This is a genomic window from Aeromonas sp. QDB30 (assembly GCF_027707645.1).
Taxonomy (GTDB): domain Bacteria; phylum Pseudomonadota; class Gammaproteobacteria; order Enterobacterales; family Aeromonadaceae; genus Aeromonas; species Aeromonas caviae.
On the sequence record NZ_JAPCIY010000020.1, the window covers coordinates 41,611 to 59,520 of the forward strand.

A 17,910-nucleotide genomic window follows, 5' to 3' on the forward strand; every position below is an offset into this window, starting at 1 on the left:
AAGCGCGGAAAAAGCGGGACTGATAATGCGTTCAGACGAAGAGATCAATCCGGTGGTCCGGATCCGGTTTGTGATCATCATCCTGCACCGCTGGTTGATCAGGCTTTGGCGGCTGCTCTCTCTGCTGGTGATGCTGGCCACCGCCGCCATTGTCGGTGCCTATCTTGCGCAGCTGATGTTTCTGGCTGATCTGGGTCACCTCCCGCTTGATGTCATCCGGGCTCGGTGTCGAGGGTGCGCGGGGCAGGATGGGAAATAACAGGTCCTGGCTGGGCATGATGTCGCCTCCTTTGGCATCTCATTGTCTAGTTATCGACCAGAAAACCGTTTTCTCAACTTTAATCGTCCGGATCACATTTTTCGGTTGCTTTTTCTGTCAAGGCAGGTAGTTTAAACCGGGCGTCAACAACGGCATCTGATTTGTAAAGGATTGATTACATCATGAAGTTCACCACCCTGAAGACTCATCATCACCATCATCATCCCGAATAGTCTTTCAGGAGGTTGACTGCTGGAAGACACTTAACTGGTGACTTCCAAAAGGACCGCAAGATTCATGAACCCTCGGAAGCACATACTTCCGAGGGTTTTTTCGTTTTTGACTAAAAGGAAATCGAGCAATGGAAACACAACGTCTGCGCATCGCCATGCAAAAGTCCGGTCGTCTGAGCCAGGATTCCCAGGCCCTCTTCAAGAGCTGCGGCCTCAAGATCAACCTGCGGGAACAGCGCCTCATCGCCCATGTCGAGAACATGCCCATCGACATTCTGCGAGTGCGTGATGACGACATCCCGGGTCTGGTGATGGAAGGGGTGGTCGATCTTGGCATCATCGGCGAGAACGTTCTCGAAGAGGTGCAGCTCATCCGCGCAGCCCAGGGGCAGCCCTTTGCGGTGAAGACCCTCAAGCAGCTCGACTTCGGCGGCTGCCGCCTCTCTCTGGCGGTGCCGGACGATGTCAACTACACAGGGCCACAGAGCCTGGCCGGCAAGCGCATCGCCACCTCCTACCCCGGTCTGCTCAAGCGCTTCTTCGACGAGAAGGGCCTGGGCTTCAAGAGCGTGATGCTGGGCGGCTCGGTGGAAGTGGCCCCCCGCGCGGGTCTGGCCGATGCCATCTGCGATCTGGTCTCCACCGGCGCAACCCTGGAAGCCAACGGCCTGAAAGAGGTCGAGGTGATCTACCGCTCCAAGGCCGTCCTGGTGCAGGCCCCCAACCCCCTGAACGATGCCAAGCAGAAACTCATCGACAAGCTGCTGCCTCGCATCCAGGGGATGCAACAGGCGCGCGAAAGCAAATACATCATGCTGCACGCCCCCAAAGACAAGCTCGATGCCATCACCGATCTGCTGCCGGGGGCGGAACGTCCCACCATCATGCAGCTCGCCGGTGACACCAACCAGGTGGCCCTGCACGTCGTCTCCAGCGAAACCCTCTTCTGGGAGACCATGGAACAGCTCAAGGCCCTGGGTGCCAGCTCCATCCTGGTGCTGCCCATTGAAAAGATGATGGAATAAGCCGAGAGAGATGGAATAAGGAAGACACATCATGCAGACCCTGATCTGGAAGACCCTCTCCCCCGCCCGGCAAGCCGAGGTCCTGACCCGGCCCGCCCTTGGCGACGAAGCCGACATCGGTACCGTGGTGCGAGACATCATTGCTGCGGTACGCAGCCGGGGCGATGAGGCCCTGCGCGAGCTGAGCCAGCGTTTCGAACGCGCGCCCCGCGAACAGCTTCGGGTGAGCGACGCGGAAGTGGATGCCGCCTGCGCTCGACTCGGTGATGACATCAAGGGCGCCATCGAGGCCGCCATCGCCAATATCCGTACCTTCCACGCCGCCCAGGTGCAGCCCGTCGTGCGCGTCGAGACCCAGCCCGGGGTGCTGTGCGAGCTGCGCACCCAACCCATCAGCCGGGTCGGTCTCTATGTCCCGGGAGGCAGCGCGCCGCTCCCCTCCACCGTGATGATGCTGGCCATTCCGGCAAGCCTGGCCGGTTGCCGTGAGGTGGTGCTCTGCACCCCGTCTCCGGCGAGCGACGAGATCCTGTTTGCCGCCCGCGCCTGTGGCGTTCGCCAGGTGTTCGCCATCGGCGGCGCCCAGGCCATCGCGGCCATGGCCTATGGCACGCAGACCATCCCCAAGGTGGACAAGATCTTCGGCCCGGGCAACGCCTATGTGACCGAAGCCAAGGGCCAGGTTTCCCGTGACTGGCGGGGCGCCGCCATCGACATGCCAGCCGGCCCCTCCGAGGTGCTGGTGATCGCAGACGAGAGCGCCAACCCGGCCTTCGTGGCATCGGATCTGCTCTCCCAGGCCGAGCACGGCCCCGACAGCCAGGTGGTGCTAGTCACCACCTCCGCTTCCCTGGCCGATGCCATCGGCAGCGAGCTCCAGGTGCAGCTCGCCGACCTCAGCCGCCGCGACATCGCCGAGCAAGCCCTGAAGGCAAGCCTGGTGATCCTCTGCGACAACCTGGAGGAGGCCTGCGCCATCTCCAACGCCTATGCCCCGGAACACCTCATCGTGCAGACCCGGGCCCCCCGGGATCTGCTGGACAAGCTCGAGAACGCGGGCTCCATCTTCCTCGGGGCATGGACACCGGAGTCGGTCGGTGATTACGCCAGCGGCACCAACCACACCCTGCCCACCTACGGCTATGCCCGCACCTGCTCGAGCCTGGGACTTGCCGACTATCAGCGCCGCTACACGGTTCAAGAGCTCACTGCAGACGGCATTCGCGGCCTTGGCCCCATCGTCCAGCGCATCGCCCAGGCCGAGGGGCTCGATGCCCACAAGCATGCCGTCACCCTCAGGTTGAACGCCCTGGCCGCCGAGCCCCAACAAACAGCACAGCAGAAGGATTTGTCATGAGCATCGTCAATCTGGCCCGTCGCGTCGTGCGGGCTCTCACTCCCTACCAGTCCGCGCGCCGCATCGGCGGCCAGGGCCACGTCTGGCTCAATGCCAACGAGGCCCCCCTGGCCTACCCCTTCACCGTCGAGGGGAGCCGTCTCAACCGCTATCCCGAGTGCCAGCCGGCCGAGGTGGTGAATGGCTATGCCGCCTACGCCGGGGTCAATCCGGATCAGGTGCTGGTGAGCCGCGGCGCCGACGAGGCCATCGAGCTCTTGATCCGCACCTTCTGCGAGGCTGGGGAAGATCAGATCCTCATCTGCCCCCCCACCTACGGCATGTACGCCATCAGCGCCGAGACCTGTGGCGTGGGGATTGTCGAGCAGCCATTGACCGCCAGCCGTCAGCCGGACTGGCCCGCCATCGCCGATCGCCTCTCTGACGTGAAGCTGGTGTTCCTCTGCTCCCCCAACAATCCCACCGGGGATCTGGTGGGCCGCAAGGGACTCTTCGCCCTGCTGGAGAAGGCCCGGGACCGCGCCATCATCGTCGTGGACGAGGCCTACATCGAGTTCTGCCCGGAGGCCTCCGTGGTGGACCTGCTCGCCCAATACCCGAACCTGGTGGTGACCCGCACCCTCTCCAAGGCCTTCGCCCTGGCAGGGATCCGCTGCGGCTTTACCCTGGGGGATCCCGAGGTGATTGCCATGCTGGCCAAGGTGATCGCGCCCTACCCCATTCCCGACCCCATCGCCCAGATTGCCGCTCAGGCGCTCTCTCCCATGGGGCTGGAACTGATGCAGGAGCGGGTGCAGGAGCTCAACAAGCAAAAGGCGCTCATCAAGGCGGAGCTGCTTCGTCTGTCCTGCGTCAAGGAAGTGTTCGAGGACAAGGGCAACTTCGTGCTGGTGCGCTTCGTGGATGGCGCCGCCGTGTTCGCCGCCATGAAGGCCGCCGGCATCATCTTGCGTGATTTCTCCAGCAAGCCTGGCCTTGACAACAGCATCCGCATCACCATCGGCTATCAGGGCGAAATGGACGCCGTGCTGGCCGTGCTGCGTGACCTGCCCCCACCCTCTCTGTAAGACAAGCAAGGATGTAGCGATGAAAACCCCGTTTTTGTTTATCGACCGTGACGGCACCCTGATCGAGGAGCCGGTCACCGACAAGCAGGTGGACAGCCTTGCGAAGCTGCGCTTCGAGCCCATGGTGATACCTGTGCTGCGTGAGCTCCAGGCCGCCGGCTACGTGCTGGTGATGGTGACCAACCAGGATGGGCTCGGCACCGCCAGCCTGCCCCTTGAAAACTTCCAGCCGCCCCACGACCTGATGATGCACCTCTTCGAATCCCAGGGTGTTACCTGGGAGCAAGTGCTGATCTGTCCCCACTTCCCCACCGACGGTTGCAGCTGCCGCAAGCCTCACCTTGGGCTGGTGAAGGAGTATCTCGCCTCGGGCCGCATCGACTTTGCCAACTCCTTCGTGATTGGCGACAGACAGACCGACATCCAGCTTGCCGAGAACATGGGCATCCGCGGCATACGTTACCACCCGCAAGATCACGGCTGGACTGCCATTCGTGATCAGCTGCTCTCCAAGGGGCGCGTGGCCGAGGTGGAGCGCTACACCAAGGAGACCCGCATCCAGGTGGCGGTGGATCTCGACAAGAGCGGTGGCAACCAGATCGCCACCGGCATCGGCTTCTTCGATCACATGCTGGATCAGATAGCGACCCACGCGGGCTTTCGCCTCAAGCTCAAAGTGAGCGGCGATCTGCACATCGACGATCACCACACGGTGGAAGATGTGGGATTGGCGCTGGGTCAAGCCCTGCGCCAGGCCCTTGGCAACAAGCGCGGCATCGGCCGCTTCGGCTTCGTGCTGGCGATGGACGAGGTGCAGGCGGTGATCGACGGGCGTCCCCGCCAGGAGGCTGACAACACCTCGCTGACCGAGCTGGACGTGGCCACGGCGCTGGATCTGAGCGGCCGTCCCTACTTCGTGTTCGACTGCCCGAGCGGCTTTGGTCGCGACAGCGTGGGAGAGATGGCCACCGAGATGGTGCCCCACTTCTTCCGCTCCCTCTCTGACGCCATGGCCATCACCTTGCAGATGAAGGTGGGCAGCGGCAACACCCACCACCAGGTGGAAGCGCTGTTCAAAGGCTTTGGCCGCGCCCTGCGCCAGGCCATTCGCGTGGAAGGGAGCGAGCTTCCCTCCAGCAAGGGGGTGCTGTGATGGGGAAACAGAACCTGGTCATCATCGACACCGGCTGCGCCAATCTCGCCTCGGTGCGCATGGCGTTCGAGCGCCTCGGCGTGCAGCCCAGGGTGAGCTGCAAGGCCGCCGACATCGAGCAGGCCGACAAGCTGATCCTGCCCGGCGTCGGCACTGCCATCGCCGCCATGAAGAACCTCAATGAGCGGGAACTGGTGCCCCTCATTCGCGCCGCCAAGCAGCCGCTGCTCGGTTTTTGCCTCGGCATGCAGATGCTGGCACAGGCCTCGGAAGAGAACATGAGCGCCGATGGCAGCGAAGGAGCGCTCATCGACTGCCTCGGCATCGTGCCTGGCAGGATCCGCCTGATGGAGGTGGGCAACCTGCGCCTGCCCCACATGGGCTGGAACCAGATTGAACACGACGAGACCCACCCGCTACTCAAAGGCATCCCCAGCGGCAGCTACTTCTACTTTGTCCACTCCTATGCGCTGGAGGTGACCGACGCGACCCTGGCGACCTGCGACTACGGCCTGCCCTTTACCGCCATCGCCGGGCGGGACAACTTCTTTGGCGCCCAATTCCACCCGGAGCGATCCGGCCCGGCCGGTGCCCGCCTACTGCAAAACTTTCTGGAGCTATGACAGGCATGATTATTCCCGCAATCGACCTTATCAACGGTCAGGTCGTGCGCCTCTACCAGGGCGACTACGGCCAGAAAACCGCCTACAGCGACAACCCGCAGGCCCGCTTCGATGACTATGTCAGCCAGGGGGCGGCGCAGCTGCACCTGGTGGATCTGGACGGCGCCAAGGATGCCAAGGCCCGCCAGTTGGTCCTCATCGCCCAGTTGCTGTCCGCCACCGAGGCACCGGTGCAGGTCGGCGGCGGCGTGCGCAGCGAACAGGATGTGGCCGACTTGCTGGCGGCCGGCGCCAGCCGGGTGGTGATCGGTTCCACCGCCGTCAAATCCCCGGATCTGGTGGCCAGCTGGATGGAGAAATATGGCCCCGAGCGCATCGTGCTGGCGCTGGATGTCAACATCGATGAACAGGGCAACCGCCACATCGCAGTGGCTGGCTGGCAGGAGAACAGCGGCATCTCCATCGAGGCGCTGATCGAGCGCTTCCTCCCCGCCGGACTCAGACACGTGCTCTGCACCGACATCAGCCGGGACGGTACCCTGGCGGGCACCAACGTCGAACTCTACCGGGATCTCTGTGCCCGCTACCCGAGCGTCGGCTTCCAGGCGTCCGGCGGTATCGGCGGTCTGGCGGATATCGAGGCGCTCAAGGGAACCGGCGTCAAGGGGATCATCCTCGGCCGTGCCCTGCTGGAGGGCAAGTTTGACGTGGCAGAAGCCATTCGCTGCTGGGGTGACGGCCGCGCTGCGTGACGCGCCCCTTTCCGGCATCAGACAGCCTGCCCATCCGGGCAGGCCTCTTTCTCCCCGATGGGGGCGAACCTTATGATTTGGCAGCAATTGGCTCTATACTCGACCTCACAGGGATAGCGTCATGGAAGACATATGTTGACACCTCACAACGCCACCATCCTGATCGTCGACGACTCACCCGAAAATCTGATGGTACTGACCGAATTGCTTTCGCCTCATTACCGTGTGCTGGCTGCGCAGAGCGGGGAAAAATGCCTGCGCATCGTCAGCGCGGATCCAAAGCCTGACCTCATCCTGCTGGATGTGATGATGCCCGGCATGGATGGTTATGAAGTGCTCAGGCAATTGCGTCAGTCCCCGATCAGCAGCCGTATTCCCGTCGTTCTGCTCACCGCCCTCGCCGACCCCCAGAGCGAGGAGTTCGGCCTCTCCCTCGGCGCTGCCGATTACATCACCAAGCCCATCAAGCCGGTGGTCGTTCAGGCCCGGGTGCGCACCCAGCTGGAGGCCAAGCAGGCCCGTGACGGCCTGCAAAACCAGAATGCGGCGCTGGAAGCCGAGGTCGCGCGGCGAATGGCGGAAAACGACCTGATCCAGCAGGTCTCCATCCGCGCACTCGCCCATCTGGCGGAGATCCGCGACCCCGAAACCGGCAACCATATCCTGCGCACCCAGGGCTACGTACGTCTGCTGGCCAGCGCCCTGGCTGATCACCCCCGTTTCGCCGATACCCTGACCCCGGGTTACATCGACCTGCTGAGCCGCTCCGCACCGCTTCATGATATCGGCAAGGTGGGCATTCCCGACCACATCCTGCTCAAGCCGGGCAAGCTGACTCCGGAGGAGTGGCAGATCATGCGCACCCACGCCAAGCTCGGCAGCGATGCCATTGAGGAGGCCGAACAGGACATGGAGCAGCCCCTGGCCTTCCTCACCCTGGCCAAGGAGATCGCCCACTGGCACCACGAGAAGTGGGATGGCAGCGGCTACCCGGACGGCTTGCAAGGGGACGCCATCCCCCTCTCGGCTCGCCTGATGGCGCTGGCAGACGTGTTTGACGCCCTCATCTGCGCCAGGGTCTACAAGCCGGCCATGAGCTACGACGAGGCTCGCGCCCTCATCCTCTCCGGCAGCGGCCACCATTTCGATCCCGATGTCGTGACCGCCTTCGATCGCCATTTCGACGCATTCGTCACCATTGCCGAACGCTACCAGGATGGCAGCGAGGCCGTGGATGGCTGAGGCTCCTCTGACCCGGGCACATGTGCTCAACGTCGTGCTCACCTATGCCGCCGTGGCAAGCCTGTGGATCCTGCTCTCCGACAAGGCGGTGGAGTGGCTGTTCAGCACCCCTGCCCAGTTCGCCATGGCAAGCACCATCAAGGGCTGGCTCTTTATCCTCATCACGGCCCTCATGCTTTATGCCATGCTGCGTCGTCGCATTGACACCACCGGCAGCACACCTGTCTTTACGCGGCGTCAATGGATCCCCTTCCTGTTGCTCAACGGGCTCATTTTGGCCCTGACCGCCATGGCCATCGCCCGCAACATCGAACTGGCACGCAACAAGGAGGTGGCTCGTCTCGAAGCCATCGCGGATCTCAAGAGCCAGCGCGTCACCGAGTGGCTCGGAACCCACGAGCAGGATATTCACCAGCTCATAAAGGGTCTGGGCAGTACTGATTTCTATCGTCCCGGACAAGCACCATCCTCACCCGAAGCGATCACGCCACCACTGGCAAGGCTGCTCGAATTCATCTCGGTACGCGGATTTCACGGTGCGGCCGTGTTCAATCCTGCCGGACAGCCCCTGTGGCATACCCCGGGTGGCGACACCATGAATGCCACGTTGCGTGACGCCCTGCCACGGCTCGAGCAGGGCAACGTCATGCGTCTTGGTCCCTATCTCGATGATCGCGGTCACGCCAGGCTGGACTTTCTGGTCAATCTGGAGGTTGCTGCAGGACCTGCCCCCGTGCTGGTGATGCAGATAAGCGCAAATCGCTGGCTCGATCAGATCCTGGGGGCCTGGCCCGTCCCAGACAGCAGCGGAGAAGCCATTCTGTTTCGCCAGCAGGGGGATCAGGTCCACTATCTGAGCAGCCTGCGCTATCGCCCGGAACCGGCTCTCACTCTGCACTATCCCGTCACCCACCCCACCCTGCTGGCTGCCCAGTATTTGCGGCTCGCCGAACGCGGCGTGCCCCAGGTACTCTATGGCCAGGATTACCGGGGCAGCGAGGTCTTCGGGGTTGTCTATCCGGTCATGAACACGGACTGGTACCTGCTGGCCAAGATCGACAAGGCGGAACTCTACCAGGCCACCTTCAAGGAGAGCGTCTGGATCGGTCTCATCGGCCTGCTGGTGCTCTTTGTCACCAACGCCGGCATCATCCTGCTGCGCCAGCACACCCGGCTGCAGATGGCCGAGCAGCTTCAGCATTCCCAGTCCCAGCGGCTGGAGGCGTTGCAACTGCTCTCCACCATCGCCGACAGCTCGGAAGACGCCATCTTCGCCAAGAACAAGGAGGGCAGATACATCCTCTTCAACCGGGCCGCCAGCCAGTTTGTCGGCAAGCCGGTTGACGAGGTGCTGGGCCAGGATGATCTGACGCTCTTCCCGCCGCAGCAGGCGCAGATGCTGATGGCATCCGGGCGCCAGGTCATAGAGCGCAACCGGGTGCAGACCGAGGAGGAGTACCTGACCCTGCCCGATGGCGAGCATGTGTTTCTCGCAACCAAAGGCCCCTTGCAAGACAGCGAGGGGCAGGTGATCGGGATCTTCGGCATCTCTCGGGACATCACGGACTTCAAACGGGCCGAGGCCGACTTGCGAGAGCGCGAGGGACTGTTCCGTGCACTGGTGGAGCAATCCCTTGCCGGGATCTACATCATCCAGCAGGGTCGGCTCTGCTACATCAACCCCTGTTTTGCCCGACTGTTTGGCTATGACACCCCGGGGGCGCTGATCGCCGTTGGCCAGTTACACGCCCTTGCCGCTCCCAGGGACAGCACCAGGGTCGCCGAGCTGGTGCACGCGTGCGAGCAGGACGCGCGCGATATCCACACCCGCTTCAGTGCCCTGCATCAGCACGGGGAATCCCTGGAGGTCGAGCTGTACGGGCGGCGCGTCGACTACCTCGGCCAGCCCGCCATCATCGGCATTCTGCTCGACGTCACCGAACGGGAGCAGGTTGAACAGGCCCTGACCCGCCAGGCCAGCGAGCTGCGCCAGCAGAACCATGAGCTGGAGCGGTTCAACAAGGTGATGGTGGACAGGGAGCTCGCCATGCTGGCCCTCAAGCACCAGATCAACGGGCTCTCCCGTCAGCTCGGAGTGCCGCCCCCCTATCCCCAGGCCCCCATGCCACCGGAGGATCTCCCATGATGAGCTGGTCACCCCTGTGGCATGTGCGCCCCTCCACCCAGCGCTGGGGGATCTCCCTACTGGCCGTGCTGCTGCCCGTTCTGATGTTGCAAATCCGGGTCCAGCTGCCCATCGCCTTTGGCGAGCGACCGCTGCTGGTTCTCTTCATGTTGCCCATCATCATTTGCGCCCTGTTGGGGGGCTTGTTGCCAGGTCTGCTCTGCACCCTGATCACCGCCCTGGTCACCAGCTATTTCATGCTCCCCCCCATTTATTCACTGAGTGTCGAGGCTGGCCAGGATCTGGTGCAATGGTGCCTGCTCATCGCCAACGGTCTGCTCATCAGCGTGCTCAGTGCCGCCTTTCATCGCGCCCGGGCCAGAGAGGTCCTGCGCTGGCAGGAGCTGATGAACACCCAGAACCAGTTGCAGCAGAGCGAGAACCGCTTCCAGGTCACCTTCGAACAGGCTGCGGTCGGCATCGCCCTGGTCTCCCCCGATGGACACTGGCTGCGTGTCAATCAGCGACTGTGCCACATCCTGGGCTACCGGGCCGACGAGCTCACCGGGATGACATTCCAGCAGTTGACCCACCCGGACGATCTCTACCTCGATGAGGTCCACGTCGCCCGGGTGCTGGCGGGGACAATCCCCCACTACACCCTGGAGAAGCGCTACCTGCACAAGGGGGGCGAGATCATCTGGACCACTCTGACGGTGGCCCTGGTGCGCGACGCCGAAGGCAATCCCGACTACTTCATCTCCATCATCGAGGACAACCGGCAGAACAAGGAGACCGAGGAGGCGCTGCGCCGCAACGAAGCCATACTGCGCGAGTCCCAGCGTCTCGCCAAGATAGGGAACTGGCGCTGGCGCGTGGCCGATGACAGCCACTTCTGGTCACCGGAGATCTATCGCATCTATGGCCGGGATCCGGCCCTCCCCCCCGCCGTCTATCCCGAGGTCAGAAAATACTTCACTCAGGAGGGGTGGCACACGGTGGCCCAGGCCGTCGAGCGCTGCAGGATGGACGGGCAGCCCTACGAGTGCGATGCCGAAGTGATCACGGAGCAGGGGGAGACCGCCTGGGTCATTGCCCGCGGGGCGGCGCTCAGGGACAGGGATGGCACCATACTCGAGCTCTACGGCACCGTGCAGGACATCACAGAGCGCAAGCTCGCGGAGCAGCGCCTGCAACACAATCAGCAGATGGCGCTCGATACCCAGCGTCGTGCTCGCCTCGCAGCCCTGAACCTGATGGACGACGCCATCAGTGCACGGGTGCGCGCCGAAACCGTCAGCAGCGCCCTGCGCGAGAGCGAGCAGCGCCTGCTGATGGCCCAGGAAGGGGCCCATGTCGGCATCTGGGAATGGGACATGGTCAGCAACCGTCTCTTCTTCTCGCCGGAATGCGCCCGCCTCTATGGCCGCAGTGCCGAGGTGCTCGGCGAGCTGGCAGCCTGGCAGGCCTGCCTGCATCCGGATGACAGGCCCCGCATCGAGCAGTTGCTGGCGGAGCGGGCGGTCAGCGGCGCCCCCGTCGAGCTGGAGTTCAGGATCCTGCTGCCAGATGGCGGCATCCGCTGGCTGGTGAGCAAAGGGAGCGTCTATCGGGACGCCCAGCAGCGACCCGTGCGCCTCCTTGGCATCCATCTGGACATCACCCAGAGCAAGCTGGCCGAGCAGCAGTTGCGCCAGTTGTCCCTGGCCCTCGAACAGAGCCCTGACGGCGTCTTCATCACCGACACCCGGGCGCGCATCGAGTACGTCAACCCCGCCTTCCTCGCCGCCAGCGGTTACCAGCAGCACGAAGTGATAGGCCGGACCCCGTCCCTGCTGCGCTCGGGCCTCACCCCGGATGCCAGCTATGTCGCCCTGTGGGATGCCATCAACCACGGCCAGCGCTGGCATGGCGAATTCATCAACCAGCGCAAGGATGGCTCCCACTACCAGGTGCTGGCCACGGTGTCGCCGATCCGCCAGGAGAGCGGCGAAATCACCCACTACGTCACGGTCCAGGCCGACATCACCGAGAAGAAGCAGCTCGGCGAGGAGCTGGACCAGTATCGCTACCACCTGGAGGAGATGGTCAACGAGCGCACCCGGCAGCTGGCCCAGGCCCACCAGCGGGCCGAAAGTGCCAACCACGCCAAGAGCGCCTTCCTTGCCAACATGAGCCACGAGATCCGCACCCCCATGAATGCCATCCTGGGGCTCACCTATCTGCTCAAGCGCGACACCCGGGATCCCACCGACCTCGAACGGCTGACCAAGATAGACACTGCCGCCCAGCACCTGCTCAGCATCCTCAACGACATCCTGGATCTCTCCAAGATAGATGCGGGCAAGATGACGCTGGAGCTGACCGATTTCTCCCTCACCGCCATGCTGGACAACGTCCGCACCCTGATGAGCGACCAGGCCAGGGCCAAGGGGCTCACCATAGTGACGGACATCGGCGATACCCCCGCCTGGGTGCACGGCGACATCACCCGCCTGCGCCAGGCCCTGCTCAACTATGCGACCAACGCCATCAAGTTCACCGAGCAGGGAACCGTCACCCTGCGCGTCAGGCTGGCCCGCCCCCTCACCACCGGCTACCTGCTGCGCTTCGAGGTGGAAGACACCGGCATCGGCATCACCCCTGCGCAGCGCGAGAAGCTGTTCCAGGCGTTCGAACAGGCGGATGTCTCCACCACTCGCAGATATGGCGGCACTGGCCTTGGCCTTGCAATCACCAGCCGGATCGCCGCCCTGATGGGGGGTGAGGTCGGGGTCACCAGCGAGCCAGGCGAGGGAAGCTGCTTCTGGTTTACCGCCAGGCTGTTCAAGGCAAAGGAGGACGCCCCTTCCCGGACCCCGTCCGAGCAGGGGAACCAACAGGCCTTCAGCTTCCCTCGCCACGCCCGGATCCTGCTGGTGGAAGACAACGCCATCAACCGGGAAGTGGTGCTCGAGCTCCTGTGCCACAGCGGCCTCGTCATCGAGACGGCCGTCAATGGCCAGGAGGCCCTGGCCCTCGTCAGCCAGCATCCCTTCGACCTCATCCTGATGGACATACAGATGCCGGTGATGGATGGCTACAGCGCCACCCGCGCCATCCGGGCCCTGCCCGGCATGGACAGGCTGCCCATCCTGGCGCTCACCGCCAGCGCCTTCGAGGAGGACAGAAAGGCGAGCGCATCGGCCGGCATGAACGATTTCATTGCCAAGCCCGTCACCCCCGCCAAGCTGTTTGAAGCCCTGCAGCGCTGGCTGCCCCAGGGCAAGGTCCCCGAGCTTGCCCCGGACGACAGCACTCGCCATCCCGTGACAGGCCCCCTTGCCCGCCTGCAGGCACACCCGGGTCTGGATCTCGACCAGGGGCTGGCGGCCCTCAACGGCAATCAGGAGAAATACCTGGCCCTGCTTCGCTACTTCATCCATGAGCATGGCCAGGACATGGCCCGACTGCACCGCCACTTGCAGGCCGGGGAGCACAACGGTGCAACCCGCATGGTCCACAGCCTGCGCGGCGTGGCGAGCACCCTGGGGGCACATGAGCTGTCGCGCCACTGCCTGGCCCTGGAGCAGGCCATCGCGGACGGCAACACTGAGCCCACCGGACTCATGTCATCCATCGATGAAGAGATCGCCGCCCTTTGCGCTCTGCTCGGGGACGATCTCGCCGCCCCGACCACCGATCTGGTGCCTCTGGGGGATCAGTGGCGCCAGCAACTGCTGGGCCAGATGGAAGCTCTGCTGGTGCAAAGCGACACCGCCGTGATCCCCCTCTACGAGCAGTATGCCGGTCCCCTTCGCCTCATGCTGGGGTCTCGCAGCGACACCCTGACCAGGCAACTGAAGGCGTTTGATTTTGATGCCGCCCTGCTCACCCTGCGCCAGCATATGGCAACGGACGAGACCCACCCGGACGATCGGGCTCCCCTCCCAGAGGCGCCAGCCTGCCATCCAGGGCAGGTGAAGGGCGACAAAGGGTTGAATCACTGAATGAAGTCATGCATATAGTGGGGTGCCCAGAGGCGACGAGACGGCCTGCCGGGCCTGTCGTTTCTCCCTTCATGAGCCCCCGTTCAAGGCATGCCAACCCTGTTCCCGTCCGCCGCCCGGGCCAACGCCGGCGGCAGAACGACGTTTCTTTAACCGTGCTTTACATGGAGCAATGAGCATGTTGTCAAAGCGTATTATCCCCTGTCTCGACGTCAAAGATGGCGTGGTGGTCAAGGGCGTGCAGTTTCGCAACCACGAGGTGATGGGCGGCATTGTCGACCTCGCCCGCCGCTACGCCGCCGAGGGCGCCGATGAGCTGGTCTTCTATGACATCACCGCCTCGAGCGACGAACGGGTAGTGGACAAGAGCTGGGTAAGCCGGGTGGCGGAAGTCATCGACATCCCCTTCTGCGTCGCCGGCGGCATCAAAAGCGTGGAGGATGCCCGCCAGATCCTGGAATTCGGTGCCGACAAGGTCTCCATCAACTCCCCCGCCCTGGCCGATCCCACCCTGATCACCCGGCTCGCCGAGCGCTTCGGCGTGCAGTGCGTGGTGGTGGGTATCGACTCCTACTTCGATGCCGCCCTCGGTCAATATCAGGTCAAACAGTTTACCGGCGACGAGAGCCGCACCCGCACCACCACCTGGACCACCCTGGAGTGGGTACAGGAAGTGCAGCGCCGGGGCGCGGGAGAGATAGTGCTCAACGTGATGAACCAGGACGGCATGCGTCAGGGGTACGACCTTGAGCAGCTCAAGCTGGTGCGCGCCGTGTGCAAGGTGCCCCTCATCGCCTCCGGCGGCGCCGGGGCCATGGAGCACTTTCGCGATGCCTTTACCCTGGCCGACGTGGACGGGGCGCTGGCCGCCTCCGTGTTCCACAAGGGCCTCATTCCCATTCCCGAATTGAAACGCTGGCTGAAAAACGAAGGAGTCGCCATCCGTGAATAATCAAGCAGTAGACAATGCATTGCCGCTGGCCGAGCGCCTGGACTGGGCCAAGTGTGAGGGCATGATCCCCGCCATCGTCCAGCATTCCCTCAGCGGCGAAGTGCTGATGCAGGGCTTCATGACCCGCGAGGCGCTGGAAAAGACCCAGACCACCGGCCAGGTCACCTTCTTCAGCCGCAGCAAGCAGCGCCTGTGGACCAAGGGCGAGAGCTCGGGTCATGTGCTCAAGCTCGTCGCCATCACCACCGACTGCGATCAGGACTCCCTGCTCATTGCCGCCGACCCGGTCGGCCCCACCTGCCATCTGGGCAACCCCTCCTGCTTCGACGGCCACCCCGTGCCGCCGCTCGGCTTCCTGGCCGAGCTCGAACAGATCCTGGCATCACGCAAAGGGGCAGATCCCGCCACCAGCTACACCGCCAGCCTCTATGGCAAAGGCACCAAGCGCATCGCCCAGAAGGTGGGTGAAGAGGGGGTGGAAGTGGCCCTGGCCGCCATGGCGAAAGACAGGGAAGAGCTCATCAACGAATCCGCTGACCTGCTCTACCACCTGACAGTCTTGCTGCAAAACGAAGGCTTGGGTTTGAAGGATGTGGTGCAGCGCCTGCATGAGCGCCACACCAAGTAATTATTGAATTCTGTTCAACAAAACGGGCCCTGTGGGCCCGTTTCATTTCATGATTGCCCCCTCGCCGGGGGATGGCAGGCCCCGCGCCGCCCTCAGCCGATACGGGTCCAGAAGCTCATGTTGACCGAGTGATGGTCAAGCAGGGTCAGGTACTCCCCTGCCACGTCGTTGTGCAGCCACTGCTGGCAATAGGCTTCCACCAGCGACTGGCTGGGGGCCATCACCACATCGGCATAGAGGCCGTCGGCGCCGCGCAGCAGGCAGTGCATGATGAGCTCGGATTGCTGAAGAAGAAACTCGGACTCGACCCGCCGTGACAGGGCGAGCAAATCCGCCTCCGTCACCCCTTCCCTGAGCCTGAAGGTGGCAAATTCGACGCCCCCTGCCTGTTGCATGTCACCCTTGATGATCATCTCGTTTTCTCCGTTGTGGATGGTCTGGAGAACCCAGCATAACGAAGGGCTACTGACAGCCTTGTGTCAGTCCTGAATGACTTTTTCGGCGCCACTGCGCCCAGGGGGAAACGCATCCGACTGGCGCAGGGCAAGGTAATCGGCCAGGGTCGCGCCAGGGGGCGCCCCTTCCCCCTGACGGCACGGCGCCAGGGTGTCGATGCGATCCACCCTGAAATCCCGGTAGGCCCGGCGCAGCGCACACCAGGCGCCGAGCGTCCAGCATCCGCCCCAGTAGAAGAGCCCGAGGGGAAAGAGCTGGCGTTCCGTCCTGCTGGCGCTGGCATCCCGGTAGCCAATGTGCAGCCAGTGACCGGCCGTGATGGCGTCGTGCAACCTGTCCCAGCGAGCGTATGCAGGCTGCGCCGTGGAATAGTCAGGCACCCGCACCACGGGGACGCGAGGTGCCCGAGCCTCCTTGGCGGGCAGGGCCGCCTCAATCTTGGCGAGCAGGGCGCGGGCCGGATCGGCCATCCCCTTGCCCGTCAGCACCGCCACCAGGTTCACCCCGGTGATGAGGGCCTCCAGCTCGGTCGCACTCAGTTGCAACGGTGCCATTTCGAACCCCTCGCTCAGCCGATAGCCCAGCCCGGCTTCCCCGTAAACCGGAATGCCCGCCAAAGAGAGATCGTCGATATAGCGGTAGATGGTGCGCTCCGACACGCACAGGCGCGTCGCCAGCTCCCGGGCGGTCAGGGGTTGATGCGCCCGCAGCAGGTTGGTCAGTTGAAACAGACGGTCCGATTTTCTCACAGGCATCCCCAGGCTGGCGGGACATGGCGGCCATGGTAAGCCGGGACGGGCTCGAAAGGCACGTCTTGTTGGCTGGCGACCGCTACCGGCGAGGCCCTGCTTCTTTGCATCGCGCAACACAAAACGGGCCCGCAGGCCCGTTGATGGCGCGGCGCCTTTGTCGTCACGCCAACTGCTTGCGCAGCATGAATTTTTGCACCTTGCCGGTGGAGGTCTTGGGCAGCGGGGTGAAGATGATGTGCTTGGGGGCCTTGAAGTGGGCCATCTGCTCGCGGCAGAACGCAATGAGCTCGGCCTGGGTGAGCTCGCGCCCCTCCTTGAGCTTGACGAAGGCGCAGGGCACCTCCCCCCAGGTCTCGTCCGGCATGGCGATCACCGCGGCTTCTTCCACATCGGGGTGGCGATAGAGCACGTCCTCCACCTCCAGGCTGGAAATGTTCTCCCCGCCGGAGATGATGATGTCCTTGGATCTGTCCTTGATCTCCACATAGCCGTCCGGGTGCCAGACCGCGAGATCCCCGCTTCGAAACCATCCCTGTGCCATCGCCTCCTCGCTCGCCGACGGGTTCTTGAGGTAGCCCTTCATGACGATGTTGCCCCGCAGCACTATCTCTCCCAGGGTCTTGCCATCCATGGGAACCGGCTCGCCGCTGACGGGGTTGATGACCCGCATCTCCCCTTGCAGGGGGGAGGCCACCCCCTGGCGCGCCTTGAGACGGGAGAGGGTGGTGGCATCCTGCCCCTGCCAGCGTCTTTGCGGCTCGCACACCACGCAGGGGCCATAGGTTTTGGTGAGGCCATAGACATGGGTCACGGCGATCCCCATGGCCTCCATGCCGGCGATCACGGTGGCGGGCGGCGCTGCCCCCGCCGTCATCGCCTTGACGGGGTGGTCGAGTCCCTGCTTGAGGGCCGGATCGGCATTGTTGAGCATATTGAGCACGATGGGGGCGGCGCAGAAATGGCTCACCTTGTGTTCGCGCAGCGCCCCGTAGATGGCCGCCGCCTGCACGTGGCGCAGACAGACGCTCACCCCGGCGGTGGCCGCCAGGGTCCAGGGGAAGCACCAGCCGTTGCAGTGGAACATCGGCAGGGTCCAGAGGTAGACCGGGTGCTTGGGCAGCTCCCAGGAGAGGGCATTGTTGACCGCATTGAGGTGGGCGCCGCGATGGTGATAGACCACCCCCTTGGGGTTCCCCGTGGTGCCGGAGGTGTAGTTGAGGGAATTGACATCCTCCCCCACCTTAGCGCTTCGCGTCACAGGAGGGGGATTCCCATTACTGGGTGATAGCTGCTCGCG

Annotated in this window: 15 protein-coding genes and 1 other annotated feature; of the genes, 11 read left to right on the forward strand and 4 right to left on the reverse strand. The window is 63.7% G+C overall.

From position 1 onward, the window contains the following. Positions 1-31: 31 nt before the first annotated feature. On the reverse strand, positions 32-277 hold the full coding sequence (locus PG896_RS08610) for a hypothetical protein (protein ID WP_010674695.1): 246 nt from the start codon (positions 275-277) through the stop codon (positions 32-34). A 190-nt stretch (positions 278-467) separates the two neighbouring features. Further along, positions 468-596, forward strand: a sequence feature (His leader region). Between the two features lie 24 nt (positions 597-620). Here PG896_RS08610 and hisG point away from each other — a divergent pair. The 11 genes from hisG to hisIE all read left to right on the forward strand — a co-directional run bounded on the left by hisG (position 621) and on the right by hisIE (position 15,405). Next, the gene (gene hisG, locus PG896_RS08615; protein ID WP_103243148.1) at positions 621-1,517 is read left to right on the forward strand and encodes an ATP phosphoribosyltransferase; all 897 of its coding nucleotides are present in this window, start codon (positions 621-623) and stop codon (positions 1,515-1,517) included. 31 nt (positions 1,518-1,548) lie between these two features. Continuing rightward, positions 1,549-2,874 (forward strand): histidinol dehydrogenase, encoded by a 1,326-nt coding sequence (hisD, locus tag PG896_RS08620; RefSeq protein ID WP_270835604.1) that lies wholly within the window; start codon positions 1,549-1,551, stop codon positions 2,872-2,874. Next, positions 2,871-3,941 (forward strand): histidinol-phosphate transaminase, encoded by a 1,071-nt coding sequence (gene hisC, locus PG896_RS08625; RefSeq protein ID WP_270835605.1) that lies wholly within the window; start codon positions 2,871-2,873, stop codon positions 3,939-3,941. Before hisD ends, hisC begins: the two co-directional genes overlap by 4 nt. A 19-nt stretch (positions 3,942-3,960) precedes the next feature. Then, entirely contained in the window at positions 3,961-5,094 is a 1,134-nt protein-coding gene (gene hisB, locus PG896_RS08630) for a bifunctional histidinol-phosphatase/imidazoleglycerol-phosphate dehydratase HisB (protein WP_042017604.1), read from the forward strand. Further along, entirely contained in the window at positions 5,094-5,717 is a 624-nt protein-coding gene (hisH, locus tag PG896_RS08635; protein ID WP_171865387.1) for an imidazole glycerol phosphate synthase subunit HisH, read from the forward strand. Before hisB ends, hisH begins: the two co-directional genes overlap by 1 nt. Before the next feature lie 5 nt (positions 5,718-5,722). Further along, positions 5,723-6,469: a 1-(5-phosphoribosyl)-5-[(5-phosphoribosylamino)methylideneamino]imidazole-4-carboxamide isomerase gene (gene hisA / locus PG896_RS08640; RefSeq protein WP_171865388.1), complete on the forward strand. Its 747-nt coding sequence runs from the start codon at positions 5,723-5,725 to the stop codon at positions 6,467-6,469. A gap of 132 nt (positions 6,470-6,601) precedes the next feature. Then, the gene (locus PG896_RS08645) at positions 6,602-7,711 is read left to right on the forward strand and encodes a response regulator (RefSeq protein ID WP_010674688.1); all 1,110 of its coding nucleotides are present in this window, start codon (positions 6,602-6,604) and stop codon (positions 7,709-7,711) included. Beyond that, positions 7,704-9,857 (forward strand): PAS domain-containing protein, encoded by a 2,154-nt coding sequence (locus PG896_RS08650; protein WP_270835606.1) that lies wholly within the window; start codon positions 7,704-7,706, stop codon positions 9,855-9,857. The genes PG896_RS08645 and PG896_RS08650 overlap by 8 nt, the downstream gene beginning before the upstream one ends. Next, positions 9,854-13,825 carry a PAS domain S-box protein gene (locus PG896_RS08655; RefSeq protein WP_270835607.1) on the forward strand — a complete coding sequence of 1,324 codons (3,972 nt, stop codon included), beginning with the start codon at positions 9,854-9,856 and terminating at the stop codon, positions 13,823-13,825. The genes PG896_RS08650 and PG896_RS08655 overlap by 4 nt, the downstream gene beginning before the upstream one ends. Positions 13,826-14,003: 178 nt before the next feature. Further along, entirely contained in the window at positions 14,004-14,777 is a 774-nt protein-coding gene (gene hisF, locus PG896_RS08660; protein WP_042881382.1) for an imidazole glycerol phosphate synthase subunit HisF, read from the forward strand. Beyond that, a complete protein-coding gene (gene hisIE / locus PG896_RS08665; protein WP_029314506.1) occupies positions 14,770-15,405 on the forward strand; it encodes a bifunctional phosphoribosyl-AMP cyclohydrolase/phosphoribosyl-ATP diphosphatase HisIE in 636 nt (211 codons plus the stop codon). Before hisF ends, hisIE begins: the two co-directional genes overlap by 8 nt. A 92-nt stretch (positions 15,406-15,497) precedes the next feature. Here hisIE and PG896_RS08670 read toward each other — a convergent pair whose 3' ends face one another. From PG896_RS08670 to PG896_RS08680, 3 genes are all read right to left on the reverse strand, one after another. Continuing rightward, positions 15,498-15,818 (reverse strand): hypothetical protein, encoded by a 321-nt coding sequence (locus PG896_RS08670; protein WP_143237504.1) that lies wholly within the window; start codon positions 15,816-15,818, stop codon positions 15,498-15,500. 66 nt (positions 15,819-15,884) lie between these two features. Then, positions 15,885-16,583, reverse strand: coding sequence for a helix-turn-helix transcriptional regulator (locus PG896_RS08675; RefSeq protein WP_181023102.1), 699 nt, complete (start codon positions 16,581-16,583; stop codon positions 15,885-15,887). Positions 16,584-16,773: 190 nt separating this feature from the next. Beyond that, positions 16,774-17,871 (reverse strand): AMP-binding protein, encoded by a 1,098-nt coding sequence (locus tag PG896_RS08680; RefSeq protein WP_257710145.1) that lies wholly within the window; start codon positions 17,869-17,871, stop codon positions 16,774-16,776. Between the last annotated feature and the right edge of the window lie 39 nt (positions 17,872-17,910).

Excerpts from the sequence above, each read along its gene's own strand:
- PG896_RS08610 (WP_010674695.1), bottom strand. The coding sequence starts at position 277 with ATGCCCAGCCAGGACCTGTTATTTCCCATCCTGCCCCGCGCACCCTCG.
- hisG (WP_103243148.1), top strand. The coding sequence starts at position 621 with ATGGAAACACAACGTCTGCGCATCGCCATGCAAAAGTCCGGTCGTCTG.
- hisD (WP_270835604.1), top strand. The coding sequence starts at position 1,549 with ATGCAGACCCTGATCTGGAAGACCCTCTCCCCCGCCCGGCAAGCCGAG.
- hisC (WP_270835605.1), top strand. The coding sequence starts at position 2,871 with ATGAGCATCGTCAATCTGGCCCGTCGCGTCGTGCGGGCTCTCACTCCC.
- hisB (WP_042017604.1), top strand. The coding sequence starts at position 3,961 with ATGAAAACCCCGTTTTTGTTTATCGACCGTGACGGCACCCTGATCGAG.
- hisH (WP_171865387.1), top strand. The coding sequence starts at position 5,094 with ATGGGGAAACAGAACCTGGTCATCATCGACACCGGCTGCGCCAATCTC.
- hisA (WP_171865388.1), top strand. The coding sequence starts at position 5,723 with ATGATTATTCCCGCAATCGACCTTATCAACGGTCAGGTCGTGCGCCTC.
- PG896_RS08645 (WP_010674688.1), top strand. The coding sequence starts at position 6,602 with ATGTTGACACCTCACAACGCCACCATCCTGATCGTCGACGACTCACCC.
- PG896_RS08650 (WP_270835606.1), top strand. The coding sequence starts at position 7,704 with ATGGCTGAGGCTCCTCTGACCCGGGCACATGTGCTCAACGTCGTGCTC.
- PG896_RS08655 (WP_270835607.1), top strand. The coding sequence starts at position 9,854 with ATGATGAGCTGGTCACCCCTGTGGCATGTGCGCCCCTCCACCCAGCGC.
- hisF (WP_042881382.1), top strand. The coding sequence starts at position 14,004 with ATGTTGTCAAAGCGTATTATCCCCTGTCTCGACGTCAAAGATGGCGTG.
- PG896_RS08670 (WP_143237504.1), bottom strand. The coding sequence starts at position 15,818 with ATGATCATCAAGGGTGACATGCAACAGGCAGGGGGCGTCGAATTTGCC.